This is a genomic window from Streptomyces sp. NPDC048171, from assembly GCF_043202655.1.
Lineage (GTDB): Bacteria > Actinomycetota > Actinomycetes > Streptomycetales > Streptomycetaceae > Streptomyces.
In genome coordinates, this window is sequence record NZ_JBIDAU010000007.1 from 485,399 (window position 1) to 501,169 (window position 15,771).

The following is a 15,771-nucleotide window of genomic DNA, read 5'->3' on the forward strand; positions in this document are numbered from 1 at the left end:
TGTGCCGACCACGTACACCCCCTCGACAAGGAGCGCCGCACCGATGCTGGCGAAGAACATGATCCACTGGGAACAGGGACCCGACGGGGTCGTCCTGCTGACCATGGACGATGCCGATCAGCCGGTCAACACGATGAACCGGACCTACGTGGATTCGATGGAGGCCACCGTCACCCGCCTCGAGGCGGAGCGGGACGACATCACCGGGGTCGTCCTCACATCAGCCAAGAAGAGCTTCTTCGCCGGCGGAGACATCGACTTCATGAGCACGGCACAGCCGGACAACGCCGCGGAACTCAGTGAGCTGTGCACGGTCCTGAAGTCACAGCTGCGCCGGCTGGAGACCCTCGGCAGGCCGGTGGCCGCGGCCATGAACGGCACGGCTCTCGGCGGCGGGCTCGAGATCGCGCTCGCCTGCCACCGGCGCATCGCCCTGTCCGCGCCGAGCAGCCGCTTCGGCCTGCCGGAGGTGACTCTGGGCCTGCTGCCCGGCGCCGGCGGAGTCAGCCGGACCGTCCGTCTCCTGGGGCTCCAGGACGCGCTGACCGACATCCTCCTCACGGGGCGGCAGTACAAGCCCCAGGATGCGCTCGCCAAGGGGCTGGTCCATGAACTCGCCCAGACGCCGGAGGAACTGCTCGCCAGGGCCAGGCAATGGGTCCTGACCCATCCTGAGGCCACCCAGCCGTGGGATGCCCCGGGTTTCCGCATGCCGGGCGGATCCCCTTCCCATCCGAAGATGGCGGCGATGCTGCCGACCCTCCCGGCGCACCTGCGCAAGCAGCTCAAGGGGGCGAACGTGCCGGCGCCGCGCAACATCCTCGCCGCGGCCGTCGAGAGCGCACAGGTCGACCTGGAGACCGGGCAGAAGATCGAGACCGGCTACCTCGTGGAACTGATGACGGGCCAGATCTCGACCAACATGATGCAGGCGTTCTTCTACGACATGCAGCACATCGGCTCCGGTGGCAGCCGGCCCGACGGCTACCCGCCCCACACCGTCCACAGGGTGGGCGTACTGGGCGCCGGCATGATGGGGGCCGGCATCGCGTACTCCTGCGCGCGCAGCGGCGTGCCGGTGGTGCTCAAGGACGTCACCTACGACGCGGCGACGAAGGGCAAGGACTACTCCCGACAGGTCCTGGCCAAGGCCGTGGCACGCGGACGGCTCTCCCGAACCGAGGCCGACGAGGTGCTCGCACGGATCATGCCGACCGCCGACCCGGCGGATCTCAGCGGCTGCGATCTGGTGATCGAGGCGGTCTTCGAGGATCCGGACCTCAAGCGGCAGGTCTTCCGCGACATCGAGGACGTCGTCGCACCGGACGCCGTGCTGGGGTCCAACACCTCCACGCTCCCGATCACCGGGCTGGCGGAGGCGGTCGAGCGCCCCGAGGACTTCATCGGTCTGCACTTCTTCTCCCCCGTGGACAAGATGCCCCTGCTGGAGATCATCACCGGGGAGAAGACCAGCGAGCACACCGTGGCGAAGGCGGTCGACATGGCGCGGCAGATCGGCAAGACGCCGATCGTGGTCAACGACAGCCGGGGCTTCTTCACGAGTCGCGTGATATCCAAGTTCATCGACGAGGCGGTGGCCATGATCGGCGAGGGACTGCCTCCCGCCTCGGTGGAGCAGGCCGGCTCGCAGGCCGGGTACCCCGCGCCCCCGCTGCAGCTGCTGGACGAACTGACGCTGACTCTGCCCCGGAAGATCCGTGAGGAGACCAGGGCCGCGGTCCTGGCCGAGGGCGGCGACTGGCGTCCGCACGGCTCGGAGCCCGTCATGGACCGCATGATCGACGAGTTCGGGCGGGGCGGACGTTCCTCGGGCGCCGGGTTCTACGAGTACGTCGACGGCCGGCGTACACGGCTGTGGCGGGGCCTGCACGAGCACTTCACCGTGCCGGGCCGTGAGATCCCGTTCGAGGACATGAAGGAACGGATGCTTTTCGCCGAGGCACTGGACACGGTCCGGTGTCTCGACGAAGGCGTACTGCGGTCGGTGCCCGACGCCAACGTGGGCTCCATCCTGGGCATCGGTTTCCCGGCCTGGACCGGCGGTGTACTGCAGTACATCAACGGCTACGCCGGCGGGCTCCACGGTTTCGCCGTCCGCGCCGGGGAGCTGGCCGAGCGGTACGGCGAGCGGTTCGAGCCGCCGCGATCCCTCGTGGCCAAGGCCGGGCGAGGCGAACGCTACGAGTGAGGTGAGTGCGGTGGTCCGAGCATCGGCACGAGGAACTGCCGGGCCACCGCACGCAGCTGCTCGTCGTCGTCGAGATCGATCACATGGCTGGGAATGACGAGGAACGACGCGGACATGCGCACCATCATCTCGGCCACCAGGTCCACCTGCACATGACCGGCAATGCTTCCCGCGCGCTGTTCCCGAAGCAGTCGTGATGCCACGAACTGCTGCACCACGGCCAGGGTGCGTCCTCCGTCACTGGTCATGGACGGGACCACGGCGTCCGGCTCGGCGGTCATGAGACCGCCGATGAGACGGTTGCGGCGGATGGCCCTGAGCGAACTCACGAACCCCACCACGACCCGGTCGGCGACGGTGTCGGCGTCCTGGATGTCCAGGATGAAGCGGTCGAAGTACCGCCGGAACTCCCGCCGTACCACCTGTTCGACCAGCTGGTCCTTGGTGGCGAACCGGCGGTAGACCGTGATCCGGGAGACGCCGGCCAGCCGCGCCACGTCCGTCATGGTCGAGCGCTTGATGCCCATGCGGCAGAACTGCTCGTAGGCGGCGTCGAGCAGACGCTCCGAGACCTCGTCATCTCCGCCGCCACCCTCGACGGCCTCGGCGAACACGCTCTCCAGCACGGACGGAGCACCGGAGGACGACCTCATGAGTGCCAACAGGACAGGTTCCACGGCTGCCTCCCTGATTCTGTGAAGCCTCTGGCGTTCACGTCACGCATGTGCTCCCCTGTTGAAACAACGAAGCACGATGTGTTTCATCGTACCAACCCCTGCAACGGTGCCACAGAACTCGAGGAGGAGTTCGCAGCGATGGATGGACTCAGCAGGCGCAACATGTTGTTCGCGGGCGGCGCACTGGGGGCCTTCGGGGCGCTGAGCCTGGCCTCGCCCACCCACGCACGGTCCCTGTGGACGTGGGCGCCGAGCGGCTCGGTGGCGGGCAAGGGAGCCGGTCTCGACCCCGAATGGGTCTGGGACGAGGAGGTCGACCGGCTGGTCGCCGCCGTGATCGAGCGCGGCGACGTGGCCAGGACCAACGCAGCCCTGCGCACGTGGACCCGCAACGACCAGGCGCTGCCAGCCGGACTCCCCGCGGACCTGCGCGACTTCATGGAGAAGGCCCGCCAACTGCCCGCCTGGGCGGACCGGGACCAGCTGGAGCGGGCGGCCGAGTTCAACAAGTCGAGGGGCCTGTACCTCAATCTGCTGAACGGGGTCGGCGGCGGCATGCTGAGCACCGCCATCCCTCGTGAGGCGCGCTCCGTCTACTACTCCAAGGGCGGCGCCGACATGGAGGACAGGGTCGCCAAGACGAGCCTGCTGGGCTTCGCCGTCGGGGACCTCAACGCGTTCCGGCCCGACGGCGACGTCATAGTGCAGGCCGTCAAGACCCGCCTGGTGCACGCGGCCGTGCGGCACCTGCTGCCCCAGTCACCGGCCTGGACCCGGACCAGCGGCGGCCAGACGATTCCCATCAGCCAGCAGGACATGCTGGTCACCTGGCACAGTCTGCCCACCTACGCCATGCAGAAGATGCGCGAGTGGAAGGTGCCCATCCCGGCCGCCGATTCCGCCGCCTACCTGCACGTGTGGCAGGTCACCGCCCACATGCTCGGCATCCGGGACGAGTACATCCCCGCCACCTGGGACGCGGCCAACGCACAGTCCAAGCAGGTCCTCGACCCCATCCTCGCCCCCACGCGCGAGGGCGTCGAACTGACCGACATCCTGCTGCGCCAGCTCGCCGAGCAGACCAGCCCCGGCGGGATCGACCGCCCGCTCGTCAACGCCCTCGCCCGGTACCTGGTCGGCGACCAGGTCGCCGACTGGGACGGCATCCCGCGTGAGCCGTTCTGGGAGAAGGCCATCGCGACCGCCTGGCCGAAGCTGGTCGCCTTCCGGGAGAAGCTGATCCCGCTGCCCCTCGTACCACCTCTGGCCTGGACGATCGACGAGGCGGCCCGGAAGTACATCCTCTTCTACCTCACCAAGGGACGCGGAACCCACATCGACATTCCCGAAACCAACCGTCCCGCCTGACCGAAGCCGGCACCCGCGCGGACGGCCACGGCGGCCTCGGCGGAACTCAAGGAAGGGTTCTCAGCATGGACGACCTGAGCAGGCGCAAGATGCTGATCATGGGAGGAGCGCTCGGCGCGCTCGGAGCACTGGGGGCCGCGTCACCGGCCCAGGCACGATCCCTGTGGACGTGGGCGCCGAGCGGCTCGGTGGCGGGCAAGGGAGCGGGCGTCGACCCCGACTGGGTCTGGGACGAGGAGGCGGATCCCGTCCTCGCCGCCGTGATCGAGCGCGGCGACGTGGCCAAGGCCAACGAAGCGCTCCGCAAGTGGACCCGCAACGACCAGCCCCTGCCGGCCGGACTCCCCACCGACCTGCGCGACTTCATGGAGGAGGCCCGCCAACTGCCCGCCTGGGCGGACCAGGACAAGCTCGCGGCCGCCGCCAGGTTTACCACCAAAAAGGGCATCTACACCGGAGCCCTGTACGGCCTGGGCAGCGGCCTGTTGAGCACCGCCATCCCGAGGGAGGCGCGCGCCGTCTACTACTCCAAGGGCGGCGCGGACATGAAGGACCGCATCGCCAAGACGGCCCAGCTCGGCTACGACGTCGGGGACCTGGACGCCTACCAGCCGCGCGGCGGGATGATCGTGACCGCCGTGAAGACCCGGCTGGTGCACGCCGCCGTACGGCACCTGCTGCCCCAGTCCCCGGGCTGGACCCGCACCAGCGGCGGCCAGACGATACCCATCAGCCAGGCCGACATCATGGTCACCTGGCACAGCCTGGCCACGTTTGTCATGCGCAAGCTAAAGGAGTGGAAGGTCCCGATCACCACCACCGAGTCGGACGGTTACCTGCACGTGTGGCAGGTCACCGCCCACATGCTCGGCGTCCGGGACGAGTACATCCCCGCCACCTGGGACGCGGCCCACGCACAGTCCCAGCAGGTCCTCGACCCGATCCTGGCGTCCACCCCCGAGGGCACCGAGCTGACCGACGTCCTCCTCGACATCGTCGCGGAACTCGACGCCGGCCTCACCAGGCCCCTCATCAACGGCTTCGCCAGGTACACGCTGGGCGACCGGACCGGTGACCTGATCGGGCTGGACCGGGAGCCGTTCTGGAAACCGCTGATCAGCACCGCCTGGCCGCTCCTGGTGGCCTTCCGCGAAGGGCTCATCCCACTGCCGCTGATCCCCCAGGCCGCCTGGACCGTGGAAGAGGCCCTCCGCAAGTTCGTCCTGCTCTTCCTCAGCGAAGGACGGGGCATCCACCTCGAGATCCCGGACGCCAACCGTCCCTCCTGAGCCGCGTACGCCATCACGACGTGGGGGTACAACGTCATCGGCGTACCCCCATCCGTGCGCCCCACGTCCCGCTACCACACCGACGCCGAGAACGAGTTGAGACCATGACGACACCTCACGACAGCGAGACGAGCCGTTCGTGGCCGGCTCGGGCGGCCCACGCGCAGCCGCCGGCACCGGCCGCAGGGGCAGGAGACCGCCGGTGACGGACACCGATCACTCGTCCCGGCAGAACTCGAGCGCGCAGCCCTTCGCCAGACGCCGCTTCCTCGGATACGTCCTGGCCGCTCCCACCTTGATGACGGCGGCCCAGCTCGTCCCCGCGTCCGAGGCCCGTGCGGACATACCCTCGCCGGAGATCACGGAACTGATCGACCTCAACGACGTGATGACAGCGGCGGCCCTGCCGACGTCCGGCCTGATCACGGTCGAGGTGAACACGGACGGCACCGTGTCGTTCGCGTTGCCGCGGACCGAGGTGGGGCAGGGCATCACCACGTCGACGGCCATGCTGATCGCCGAGGAGCTCGGCATCCCCCTCTCCCGGGTGCACATCACTCTCGCCGAGGCGCGCCCGGAGTTGCTCTTCAACCAGCTCACCGGCGGATCCAACACGACGTTCTCCACCTACACCCCGATCCGGGTGGCCGCCGCCGTCGCCCGCAACCGGCTGCTTCAGGCCGCGGCCACCGAATGGGGCACCGCCGTCACCGAACTGAGCTGGGAGGCGGGAGTCGTCACCGGCCCCGGAGGCCGGAGCGCCGACATGGGGGACCTGTCCCCGAAGGCGGCACGCGCGCGGCCCGAGGAGGTGTCGGTCCGCCTCAAGCCCCGCGACATGTTCACCGTCATCGGCAAGCCGCACAACCGCGTGGACGCCCACGCGGCGGTCACCGGACGCAAGAAGTTCACGCTGGATCTGAAGGTTCCGGACGCCCTGCCGACCATGGTGTGCCGCCCGCCGACCATCAACGGCAAGGTCGGATCGGTGTCCAACCTGTCCGAGGTCCGTTCCATGCCCGGTGTCACCGACGTCGTCGTGATATCGACCGGGGTGGCGGTGCGTGCCACCACCTTCGGCCGGTGCATCGACGCGGTGCGTGCCCTGCGGGTCTCGTGGCAACCCGGCAGCGCCGAGGGAAAGTCCGACGAGTCCGTGCTCGCGGAGTTGCGCGCCGCCGAACTGCCCATGGGACTGCCGTCGGTGACGCCGACCGTGGAGGAACGCTTCACGTTCCACTTCCGCAGCAACAGCGCGCTGGAGCCCAACTGCGCGATAGCCGACGTGCGCCCCGACCGTGCCGAGATCTGGTCGAGCCTCAAGGCTCCGATCGTCGCGAAACAGGCGATCGCCACCAAGCTCGGCCTGCCGCTCGGGGCGGTGACCGTGCATGTCACGGAGGGAGGGGGCTCCTTCGGCCGCAAGCTCTTCTTCGACGCGGCGCTGGAGGCCGTCGAAGTCTCCCGGCGGATCCGCAAGCCGGTGAAGCTCATGTGGCACCGCGCCGACGACTCCCGCCAGGGTCGCACCCACCCCATGGGCACCTCGCGCGTGCGCATCTCGTACCTGGGCAACACCGTCCTCGGGTACAGACAGCGGCACACCAGTGTGTCCACCGACCTCAGCCACGGCCTCGGAGAGATCTTCACCGCCTTGGCCGCGAGACTGCCGGTGGGCGACATCGGATTCTCGGAGACCTTCTTCCAGCTCTCCCAGTCGATGCCCTACGACTTCGGGGCCAACAGCCGGCTCCTGAGCGAGACCGACAAGGGCTTCAACACCGGCAGCATGCGCAACGTGTACTCCCCCGACGTCACGTGCGCCCGGGAACTCCTGGTCGATCGGCTCGCCGGGAAAATGGGCAAGGACCCCTACCGGTTCCGGCACGACTTCCTTCGGGACGAGCGCGGCCGAGCCGTGCTGGACAAGGCCGCCGAAGCCGGGAACTGGGGCCGGAGCATGCCGGCGGGTATGGCACAGGGCATCGCCTTCCACTCCGAATACCACTCCTGCAGCGCAGTCCTGGTGGAACTCGACTGCCGACCGGAGACCGTCGGCCGCACCGTCCGGGACGGTGTCGCCGGCCCACGCGTGACCAAGGCCGTCATCGCCGTGGACGTCGGCCTCGCCGTCAATCCGCGTGGCCTGGAAGCTCAGATGATGGGCTGCCTGATGGACGGCATCGCCCTGACCCTGACCTCCAGCCTGCACCTGCGCGACGGGCACTTCCTCGAAGCGAGCTGGGACAACTACTTCTACACCCGGCAGTGGAACACACCGCCCGAACTGCGGGTCATCGTCCTGCCGCCCAGCACCGGCGAGCCCGGGGGCGCGGGTGAACTCGGCGTCGCAGCGTCGATGGCCGCGGTCGCGTGCGCGTACGGCCGTGCCACCGGCACGATGCCCACGGTCTTCCCGATCAACCACGGCACCCTCTCCTTCGCACCAAAACCGACCGTCCCGCCCATCCCCGCGTCCCCCACCGACGGCCTGGACCACGTCCGCTGAAGCCCTGCGAGACACCTGGGAGTTCTCATGCCCACGCACACATTCCGCCTCAACGGTGAGCAGGTGACCGTCGACGCCCCGGACGACGAGCGGCTGCTGTGGGTCCTTCGCGACCTCCTCGGCGTCACCGGACCGAAATACGGCTGCGGCATCAACGTCTGCAAGGCGTGCACGAGCCACCTCAACGGCAGGGCGGCGAACCCCTGCGCCATCCCGGTGCGGGACCTGAGGCCGTCCGACGAGGTCACCACCATCGAAGGGCTGCCGGCCACCGTGGGAGCGGACCTGCACCCGATGCAGGAGGCGTGGCTCGACCGGGACGTGGCCCAGTGCGGCTACTGCCAGCCCGGCCAGATCATGGCCGCCGTAGCCCTGGTCCGCCGGGTCAAGGAAGAAGGCCGCACCATCACCGAGGCCGACCTCGACGGTATCCGCAACATCTGCCGGTGCGGCACCTACCCCCGCATCCGTGAAGCGATCAGAGCCGGCGCCGAGAACATGTGACCAGACAACTGGAGGGAGGACGCCGTGTCCGCACGTCGTCCGTCGATCGTGCTCATCACCTTGGCCGTGGTCCTGGTCGCCGCCGCGGCAGTCGTACGTCTCGTGGTGGCCCCGAACGCGACGAAACTGCCCGACGACACCGACCAGACGGTGCACTACGCGGGCGAGACCACCATGCTGGACGCCAAGGCCCTTCGGTCCGGAGACACGGCGCACGCGCTCCGGACCGGCATCGCCGTCACCGCCGACCGGCGGGTGCGGGTCACCTCCACGCATGGTGACACGGCCGTGATCGAGGACACGATGACAGTCCATGCCGGTGAGCAGTCCCTGCCCAGCTCGAAGACGTACGCCATCGACCGGACAAGCAGGGAGGGCGCGTCGCCACCGGCCTCGACATCGGCGGAGAACTCACGGGGCGCACTGAGTTCGGCCTTTCCGCCGGATGCCGAACAGGACGACTCCTACACGTACTACGACGCGACGACCCGTTCGATCGTGCCGGTTCGCTACACCGGAACCGCCCGACGGGAGGGCCGTGCCGTCAATGTCTACGAGATCAGGGTCTCGGCGCCCGTCAAGGACCCGGCGGTGCTCAAGCCGCTACCGACCGCTCTGCCGAAGAAGCTCGTCGCGAGCCTGGTGCCAGCTCTCGACTCCAGGACAAGGGCCCGTCTCACACCCACGGTGCTGGCCGCGCTGCCGGACCCCGTTCCGCTCACCTACCTGGGCCAGTCGACGCTGGTCGCCTACGTCGACCGGCAGACCGGCATCGCCGTGGACCAGACGGTGAGCCGGACAACGGTGGCGACCACCTCCGTCGCCGGCGCTCCGACGCCTCTGCTGCCGGTGTCGGCCCTGACCCTCGAGGTCACTCCCGAGAGCGTGCGGGACCTGGGCGACAAGGCGACATCGGCCGGTCGGATCCTGACCGCCCTGACCGTCCTCGCACCGCTCGCGATGGCAGTCCTCGCCGCCGCGCTCCTCTTGGCCACGTTCATGCTCGCGCGGAAGCGCCGACACGGCTCCCGAGTCCAGGGATGAGGCCCGCAGCACTTGTCAGGGGGGTGAAGCCGGTGGGGCGGGCATTCCCAGCATGGGGACGGCGCGCATAGCTCGCCCCCGAACTATGGCGTCCCACCACATACGCCCCTGACCTGCCCCTTCCCACGGTAGGGCGACACGCAACGGTCCCCGCAGATCCCCAGGAGTCGGCACCACCATCGAGTGGTACGACAACTCATTCGATCGGGGCTAGGACCTGCGGGTTTGACTGATTTCCGGCGTTCGGGTCAGCACCGAATCAGCACAGGGATCTCCCCGTGCTGGTACAGACCCACCAGACGATCCAGGACGCACCTGCGAGACGACCCAGCCCACCTCTGCCAGCGGTGACAGACCGTATTCATTGCATCTCAGCTCGGTGTCCCAGGTGGCGATGGCCGCGTCCGACTGCGTGAGCAGAGATAGGGATCGCCCCCGGGGCATACGGCTCGCTGTGATGCAGGACGAGGCCCCTTCACCGGTAACCAAGCCACGCGGGACCCGTGGTATTCCCCGCCGCGGCGGCTCCATGCCGACGGAGAAGCGGTCCGTCCAGCCGACACCGGTGCTGTCACCGATCGGCACCCAACCCGGTCGTAGTGAGTGGCGAAGCGGGCGGGGCGGCCGTGAACTCCGCGAACAGCTCACCCACGGCGGCGGCCCGGCTGCCCGTACCGCCCGGTCGCCCCTGTCCCCGCCGCCACTTCAGACCAGGACGTCATGAGTCAGTCACCCCACCCGTCCAGCGCCCGGTACCGGCCGATGCACGCCCGGCACGCCGGGGAGGATCACCGCACCGCCACTTCCTTGGAGTTGTTCTTCGACCTCTGCTTCGTCGCGGCCGTGGCGCAGACGTCCTCGGCGTTCGAGCACGAGATCAGCGCGGGGCGTCCCCTTCACGGACTGCTCGGTTACGCACTCGTGTTCTTCGCGATCTGGTGGGCCTGGATGAACTTCACGTGGTTCGCCTCCGCGTACGACACGGACGACGTGCCCCATCGAGTCCTGACCCTGGTCCAGATCACCGGAGCCCTGGTCATGGCGGCGGGGGCCGCGGAGGCGCTGGAGCACGGCGACTTCACGGTCATCACCTGGGGTTACGTGATCATGCGGTCGGCCATGGTCACCCAATGGCTGCGCGCCGCCTACACGGACCGGCAGCGCCGGAGGTCCGCCCTTCGGTACTCCCTGGGGATCCTCGTCCTGCAGATCGGCTGGCTGGTCAGGCTGCTGATGCCGAACGAAGCGGGCATCGCCTCGTTCGCCGTCCTCGCTCTCGGTGAACTCGCGGTGCCGGTCTGGGCCGAGCGGGCCGAAGGCACCACCTGGCACGCGCAACACATAGCCGAGCGCTACGGGTTGTTCACCCTGATCGTGCTCGGCGAGTCCGTCGTGGCCGCCGGCCTGGCCGTGCGTACCGCCCTGAACGACCACGGAGATCCCGGTTTCGTCCTGACCATCGCGCTGGGCGGCATCCTGACCGTCTTCGCGCTCTGGTGGCTGTACTTCGCACAGGACGCTCCGCGCCGCCTGCGGACCCAGGCGACGGCCATGCTGTGGGGATACGGGCACTACGTGGTGTTCGCCTCCGCGGCCGCTGTGGGTGCGGCGCTGGCGGTCAACGTCGCCCACGCCACCGGTCACACCGCCCTCACCGACGTCCAGGCCGCGGCCACCTACACGGTGCCCGTCGCCCTGTTCCTCATCTGTGTGCGGCTCCTGCACCGGCGGCCCGCCCCGGTGTCCGTCAGGACCGGCTCCGTGATCCCTGTCGCGGCCCTCGCCGTGCTCGGCACCACCTTCACGCCGTACACCGTCCTGTGCACCGGGGTCATCGCCTCGCTGGCGATCTGTGCGCACTTGTCCGCGGCCAGGCGCGACAGGCATGGCGTCAGGAACTGATTCCAGGCCGCCCGGTCCCTTCGGCCTGGCGCAGGATGCTCGGACTCTCGGGCCGCGGCAGGTACTTGTCGCCCCATTGCAGCCGCGTCCCGGGCGACGACCACGCTCCGGTGGCCGTCGCCGGCGCCATCCTGCAACTGCGCCTGGCCGACCTCGACGCCCTCAACGCGAGCGACCTCATCAAGCGCTGGCAGAGCCGCCATCCGTACAAGGCGATCTGGGTCAACCACGAGCCGCTGGAATGAAACGGATTGCAGAGGCCCACCAGACCGTGGGGGGGGCGGCTCCGCCGGCTGCGGTCCGCGACGCATCCACGAAGCCTACGCTCCGAGCCGTCCCCTCCCGCCCCGGGCTCAACCGAGACCGGGCGAGAGCAGCAGCACGAACAGGGCAACGGGCGAGAGCAACATGGTCGTCAGGTGCGTGATCAGCGCCATCGGCATACGCAGCACGGCGAACGACGCCGCGCCCACCACCAGCCAGCCGAAATACAGCTTCCCGGCAGACTGCCAAGCAGCAGTCTCCTCTGCCCGGGTGGTCGGCTCCGGGCCGATGACCCCTATGGATGCCAGGAGCAGCACAGCGCACACAAGCAGGTCACCGAGGACGACGATCGCAGCCACGGGCCCGCCCGCGCGTTTGACCTGGACCCGGGGTCGTGGGGAACTCATAGGGTCCGGATCCTACCCGTGCCCGCAGTGGGCCCGTCAGTCGAGTACGGCGAGCCCGCTGAGCGCGGCGTCCGCTCGGCGCCCCATGCACGCGCCTCACGTGACCTTCGCGGTCGCAAGGTCGATACTTGCCCTGTAAGCCTCATCACACTGTCCGGCAAGTTTCCCGGCAGCACACTCGCAGACGTGCTCCACCCGGTGCCCGTCACGTTGCTCGGCGGAAGCCGGTCCACGGACCTTCACATCGAACAGAGCGAGTTGCATCAGCAGTTCGCTGCTCACGTCCCCGGCGGAGACCACCACGGTCATGGCAGCCATCCAGCGGCGGCCCGTGACCGATACTGCGCAGGGCGAGGGCGTTTATGCCGCGGCGCGGAAAGGGCTCCCCTCGCGGGTTGCCGTGGCCCATCGCAGCATCGCGGCGCAGACCCAGACCTTCCTGGCCGAACGGGCGAACGCCACGGTCAGGAGCCTCACCTCCTCGCACGCGGTCGGCGGCTCGCGTCCTCCCGGCGATGTCGCGCGCCTCATCAACGAGTCGGCACAGGCCACCGCCTGAGCGTTCGACGCTCACACGGGGCACCGTCGGGCGGTCGCTGCCACGCTGCCCGCCGTTCCGCGTTCCCGGAGTCGACAGGGTCGGCTGTCCGCCGAGTTTCGCCCGCAACTTCTGCATCCCAATGCCGCCGTCGGCACATCCCAAGCCCGGATCACCGACACGATCTGCCACCCGCGCGTCACGTGAACCGGGGCAGACGTCACAGCGTCTGCCCCGGCCACCCCTGTACAGCGCGACGTGCCCGGGGCCTGGCTGATACGCCCGCCGCCTCGCCGACACCGGCGTCACGCCGGCCGAACACGGCACTCCGCCCACGGGCCGTACGCCAACGACCGCTCAGGAAGGGGGCGGTGGAGTGGGAGCGCCGCGCGGTGGGGTGATCTTCGCGTACGTCGCCATCCCCACCCCCCGTGCCGGAACAACGGCGTCCGCTTCCGTGGGCGCGGTGGTGATGCCACCGCCCGGGATCCAGCCACGGTCGACGACCTTCGTCTGCATGATCCAGGCACCGGCCAAGATGAGCAGACCGAAGATCAGCATGCCGATCAGACCCACGGTCCCGTCGAGCTTGCCGATGCTGCCGAGCACGGCACCGAACCAGCCGAAGTCGGCATCGCCGAAGGTGGTGTTGGCTTCTCCGAACGAGCCGAGCGCCTTGAGCAGGATCGCCGGCAGGAACGTGATCAGAAGACCGTTGAGGAAGGACCCCACCGCCGCGCCGCGGCGTCCGCCGGTGGCGTTGCCGTAGACACCGGCCGCGCCGCCGGTGAAGAAGTGCGGCACCAGGCCGGGCAGCACCAGGGCCAGTCCGAAGGCCGGGTTGAACACCCAGACGAGGGCCGCCAGACCCGTCAGGCCGCCCAGGAAGCTGAAGATGAACCCGATCAGTACGGCGTTCTGCGCGTACGGGAAGACGATCGGGGCGTCCAGGGCCGGCTTGGCACCGGGCACCACACGTCTGGCGATGCCCTGGAAGGCGGGCACCAATTCACCGAGGATGGTGCGGACACCGAAGAGGATGACCGCGACTCCGATACCGAACTGCAGGCCCTGCATCACCGACTGCATGATGTAGTTGCCCACGTCGGCCGCCGGGTCACCGCCACTGCCGGCGAATGCCTTGAACGCCACGTCCTGGCCGACCTTGGCCAGGAACAGCAGGGACATCACCAGGTAGATGAGGACCATCGACAGGGCGGTGGCGACCATGGAGTCACGTAGGAAGCGCAGCCCCTCGGGCAGCTTCATCTCCTCCGTGCTGCGGCTGTTCTTGCCCACCAGCTGCCCCGTGGCGCCGGACACGATGTAGCCGGCGGTGCCGAAGTGGCCGATGGCCAGTGTGTCGTTGCCGGTGACCTTCTTCGTCCAGGGATGCGCGAAGGCCGGCAGGGCGACCAGCAGGATGCCCAGCAGCACGCCGCCGCCGAGCACCACCGCCACCGAGCCCTGTCCGGCGGTGGCCATGACGATGGTCAGCAGCGTCGCCATGAACAGCATGTGGTGGCCGGTGAGGAACACGTAGCGCAGCGGCGTGAAGCGGGCCAGGGCCAGGCTGACCAGGAACCCGAGGATCATCAGCCAGGCGACCCGGGCACCGAACTCGCTCTGCGCGATGCCGACGATCGCCTCGTTGGTCGGGATCACGCCGTGGGTGCCGGTGGTGCCCTGGATCATCCGGCCCAGTGGATCCAGGGATGAGCTGACCAGCCCCGCGCCTGCTCCTACCAGCAGCAGGCCCAAGGTCGCCTTGATGGCGCCGCCGACCGTCTGCCCGACGGACTTCTTCAGAGCTGCCAGGCCCACCGCGGTGATGATGCCGATCAGGTAGGCGGGCTGGCTCAGTATCTCGTTGACGAGAAACTTCGCTATGTCTATGACCCAGTCCATGACAGGTCCCTTCTCGTCACACGTCGTAGGTGTCGCGCAGGACCGCGTCGACCTCGGTGGTGCTGCTGAAGTCGCGGACGACCTTCACAGGTATGCCGACGTCACCCAGCGTCCTGGCAATCTCCTGAGAGGTGAGGATGGCCACGGCTTCCGACGCCTTCCCCTTGGCGGAGATGGTGTCGGTGGCCTCCACCGACACCTGACGGGACCAGCCCCAGCGGTCGAGGACCTGCTCCAGGGTGTTCTTCAGGAACAGACTGGTTCCCACGCCGTTGCCGCAGACGGTGAGGATCTTCTGCTCCGACGAGGCCGGAGCGGCGTCCTTGGGCGAGGCGGCCCGCGAGCCGTCTTGGCCGTCGGCGCCGGTCGGCCCACCCTCGAGCACCCGCAGCACTTCCTCGGGGCTCGTCGCCTGCTGAAGGGCGCGGACGTTGTCTCCGTCGGCGAGTACCTTCGCAAGCGCCGCCAGCGCCGCCGTGTGCGCTTTCGAGTCGACGGCGGCCAGCGCCACGACGAGTTGCACCGGATCATTGGTCTCGTGACCGAAGGCCACGGGGGAGGCCAGCCTCACCCAGGACATGCCGGTCTTCAGCACCGCCTCGAAGGGGCGGGTGTGGGCCAGAGCGAACCCCGGGGCGATGACGATGTACGGACCGTTCTCCTCTACGTTCCGTACCATCGCCTCGGTGTACGCGGCCGTACTGATGCCCTCTTCGACCAGCACCTGCCCGGACGCGCGAACGGCGGACCTCCAGTCCTCCGCTTCTACGTCGAGCCGGATGCGGTCGGCCGACAGAAGGTCGGTGAGTGCGCTCATGACAGGGGAACCTCCTTCGTGGCGTAAGTCGGTCGGTTCCAGCTGGTGACTGTTCCGCCGTTACACCCCTACTTGACCATCCGTGACCTGATATGTGACGCCGGTAAGGTGTGAGGTGCGTCTCGCCATCCGGAACAAGGTAATGGTCGAGACAAGGACCTGCGGAGGCACCAAGACCCCCTGCCGTCGTCCACCCCATCACAGAGATCGAGCGCGCCCAGTCCGCCGCCATGATCCAGAAGAGCGACAGTGACTCCACCAGCGCCCTGCGGACCCGGATAGGCAGCGCCCCGGGCCTCGACGCGGCCGACGAACGGCTCGTCCTGCTCCCGCGT

14 protein-coding genes are annotated in these 15,771 nt (G+C 68.8%); 9 read left to right on the top strand and 5 right to left on the bottom strand.

Annotation, left to right across the window (positions count from 1 at the left end):
* The first annotated feature begins 43 nt into the window (after positions 1-43).
* Positions 44-2,209 (top strand): 3-hydroxyacyl-CoA dehydrogenase NAD-binding domain-containing protein, encoded by a 2,166-nt coding sequence (locus ACGF3J_RS22330; protein WP_161330166.1) that lies wholly within the window; start codon positions 44-46, stop codon positions 2,207-2,209.
* On the opposite strand, the gene ACGF3J_RS22335 is transcribed toward ACGF3J_RS22330, so the two are convergent.
* Positions 2,200-2,886 carry a TetR/AcrR family transcriptional regulator gene (locus tag ACGF3J_RS22335; RefSeq protein ID WP_346346177.1) on the bottom strand — a complete coding sequence of 229 codons (687 nt, stop codon included), beginning with the start codon at positions 2,884-2,886 and terminating at the stop codon, positions 2,200-2,202. The two genes, ACGF3J_RS22330 and ACGF3J_RS22335, sit on opposite strands and share 10 nt — an antisense overlap.
* Before the next feature lie 138 nt (positions 2,887-3,024).
* On the opposite strand from ACGF3J_RS22335, the gene ACGF3J_RS22340 reads away from it, so the two are divergent.
* The 7 genes from ACGF3J_RS22340 (at position 3,025) to ACGF3J_RS22370 (ending at position 11,747) form a co-directional block, all read left to right on the top strand.
* Positions 3,025-4,254, top strand: coding sequence for an oxygenase MpaB family protein (locus tag ACGF3J_RS22340; protein ID WP_161330165.1), 1,230 nt, complete (start codon positions 3,025-3,027; stop codon positions 4,252-4,254).
* 65 nt (positions 4,255-4,319) lie between these two features.
* Entirely contained in the window at positions 4,320-5,543 is a 1,224-nt protein-coding gene (locus tag ACGF3J_RS22345) for an oxygenase MpaB family protein (RefSeq protein WP_393854518.1), read from the top strand.
* Between the two features lie 298 nt (positions 5,544-5,841).
* Positions 5,842-8,052 (top strand): molybdopterin cofactor-binding domain-containing protein, encoded by a 2,211-nt coding sequence (locus ACGF3J_RS22350; RefSeq protein ID WP_161330187.1) that lies wholly within the window; start codon positions 5,842-5,844, stop codon positions 8,050-8,052.
* A 27-nt stretch (positions 8,053-8,079) separates the two neighbouring features.
* Positions 8,080-8,556, top strand: coding sequence for a (2Fe-2S)-binding protein (locus ACGF3J_RS22355; RefSeq protein ID WP_161330163.1), 477 nt, complete (start codon positions 8,080-8,082; stop codon positions 8,554-8,556).
* A 24-nt stretch (positions 8,557-8,580) separates the two neighbouring features.
* Entirely contained in the window at positions 8,581-9,600 is a 1,020-nt protein-coding gene (locus tag ACGF3J_RS22360; RefSeq protein ID WP_161330162.1) for a porin PorA family protein, read from the top strand.
* 720 nt (positions 9,601-10,320) lie between these two features.
* A complete protein-coding gene (locus ACGF3J_RS22365) occupies positions 10,321-11,502 on the top strand; it encodes a low temperature requirement protein A (RefSeq protein ID WP_161330161.1) in 1,182 nt (393 codons plus the stop codon).
* A gap of 35 nt (positions 11,503-11,537) precedes the next feature.
* A complete protein-coding gene (locus tag ACGF3J_RS22370; RefSeq protein WP_202558474.1) occupies positions 11,538-11,747 on the top strand; it encodes a hypothetical protein in 210 nt (69 codons plus the stop codon).
* Between the two features lie 108 nt (positions 11,748-11,855).
* Here the strand turns inward: ACGF3J_RS22370 and ACGF3J_RS22375 are convergent, their stop codons facing one another.
* On the bottom strand, positions 11,856-12,125 hold the full coding sequence (locus ACGF3J_RS22375; protein WP_346346176.1) for a hypothetical protein: 270 nt from the start codon (positions 12,123-12,125) through the stop codon (positions 11,856-11,858).
* Between the two features lie 144 nt (positions 12,126-12,269).
* Positions 12,270-12,482, bottom strand: a complete 213-nt coding sequence (locus ACGF3J_RS22380; protein WP_237552642.1) for a hypothetical protein — start codon at positions 12,480-12,482, stop codon at positions 12,270-12,272.
* Between ACGF3J_RS22380 and ACGF3J_RS22385 the strand changes: the two genes are divergently transcribed.
* Positions 12,481-12,732 (top strand): hypothetical protein, encoded by a 252-nt coding sequence (locus ACGF3J_RS22385; protein ID WP_237552641.1) that lies wholly within the window; start codon positions 12,481-12,483, stop codon positions 12,730-12,732. The two genes, ACGF3J_RS22380 and ACGF3J_RS22385, sit on opposite strands and share 2 nt — an antisense overlap.
* 336 nt (positions 12,733-13,068) lie before the next feature.
* On the opposite strand, the gene ACGF3J_RS22390 is transcribed toward ACGF3J_RS22385, so the two are convergent.
* The gene (locus ACGF3J_RS22390) at positions 13,069-14,619 is read right to left on the bottom strand and encodes a PTS ascorbate transporter subunit IIC (RefSeq protein ID WP_161330159.1); all 1,551 of its coding nucleotides are present in this window, start codon (positions 14,617-14,619) and stop codon (positions 13,069-13,071) included.
* Between the two features lie 16 nt (positions 14,620-14,635).
* Positions 14,636-15,436 (bottom strand): PTS sugar transporter subunit IIA, encoded by an 801-nt coding sequence (locus ACGF3J_RS22395; protein ID WP_161330158.1) that lies wholly within the window; start codon positions 15,434-15,436, stop codon positions 14,636-14,638.
* Between the last annotated feature and the right edge of the window lie 335 nt (positions 15,437-15,771).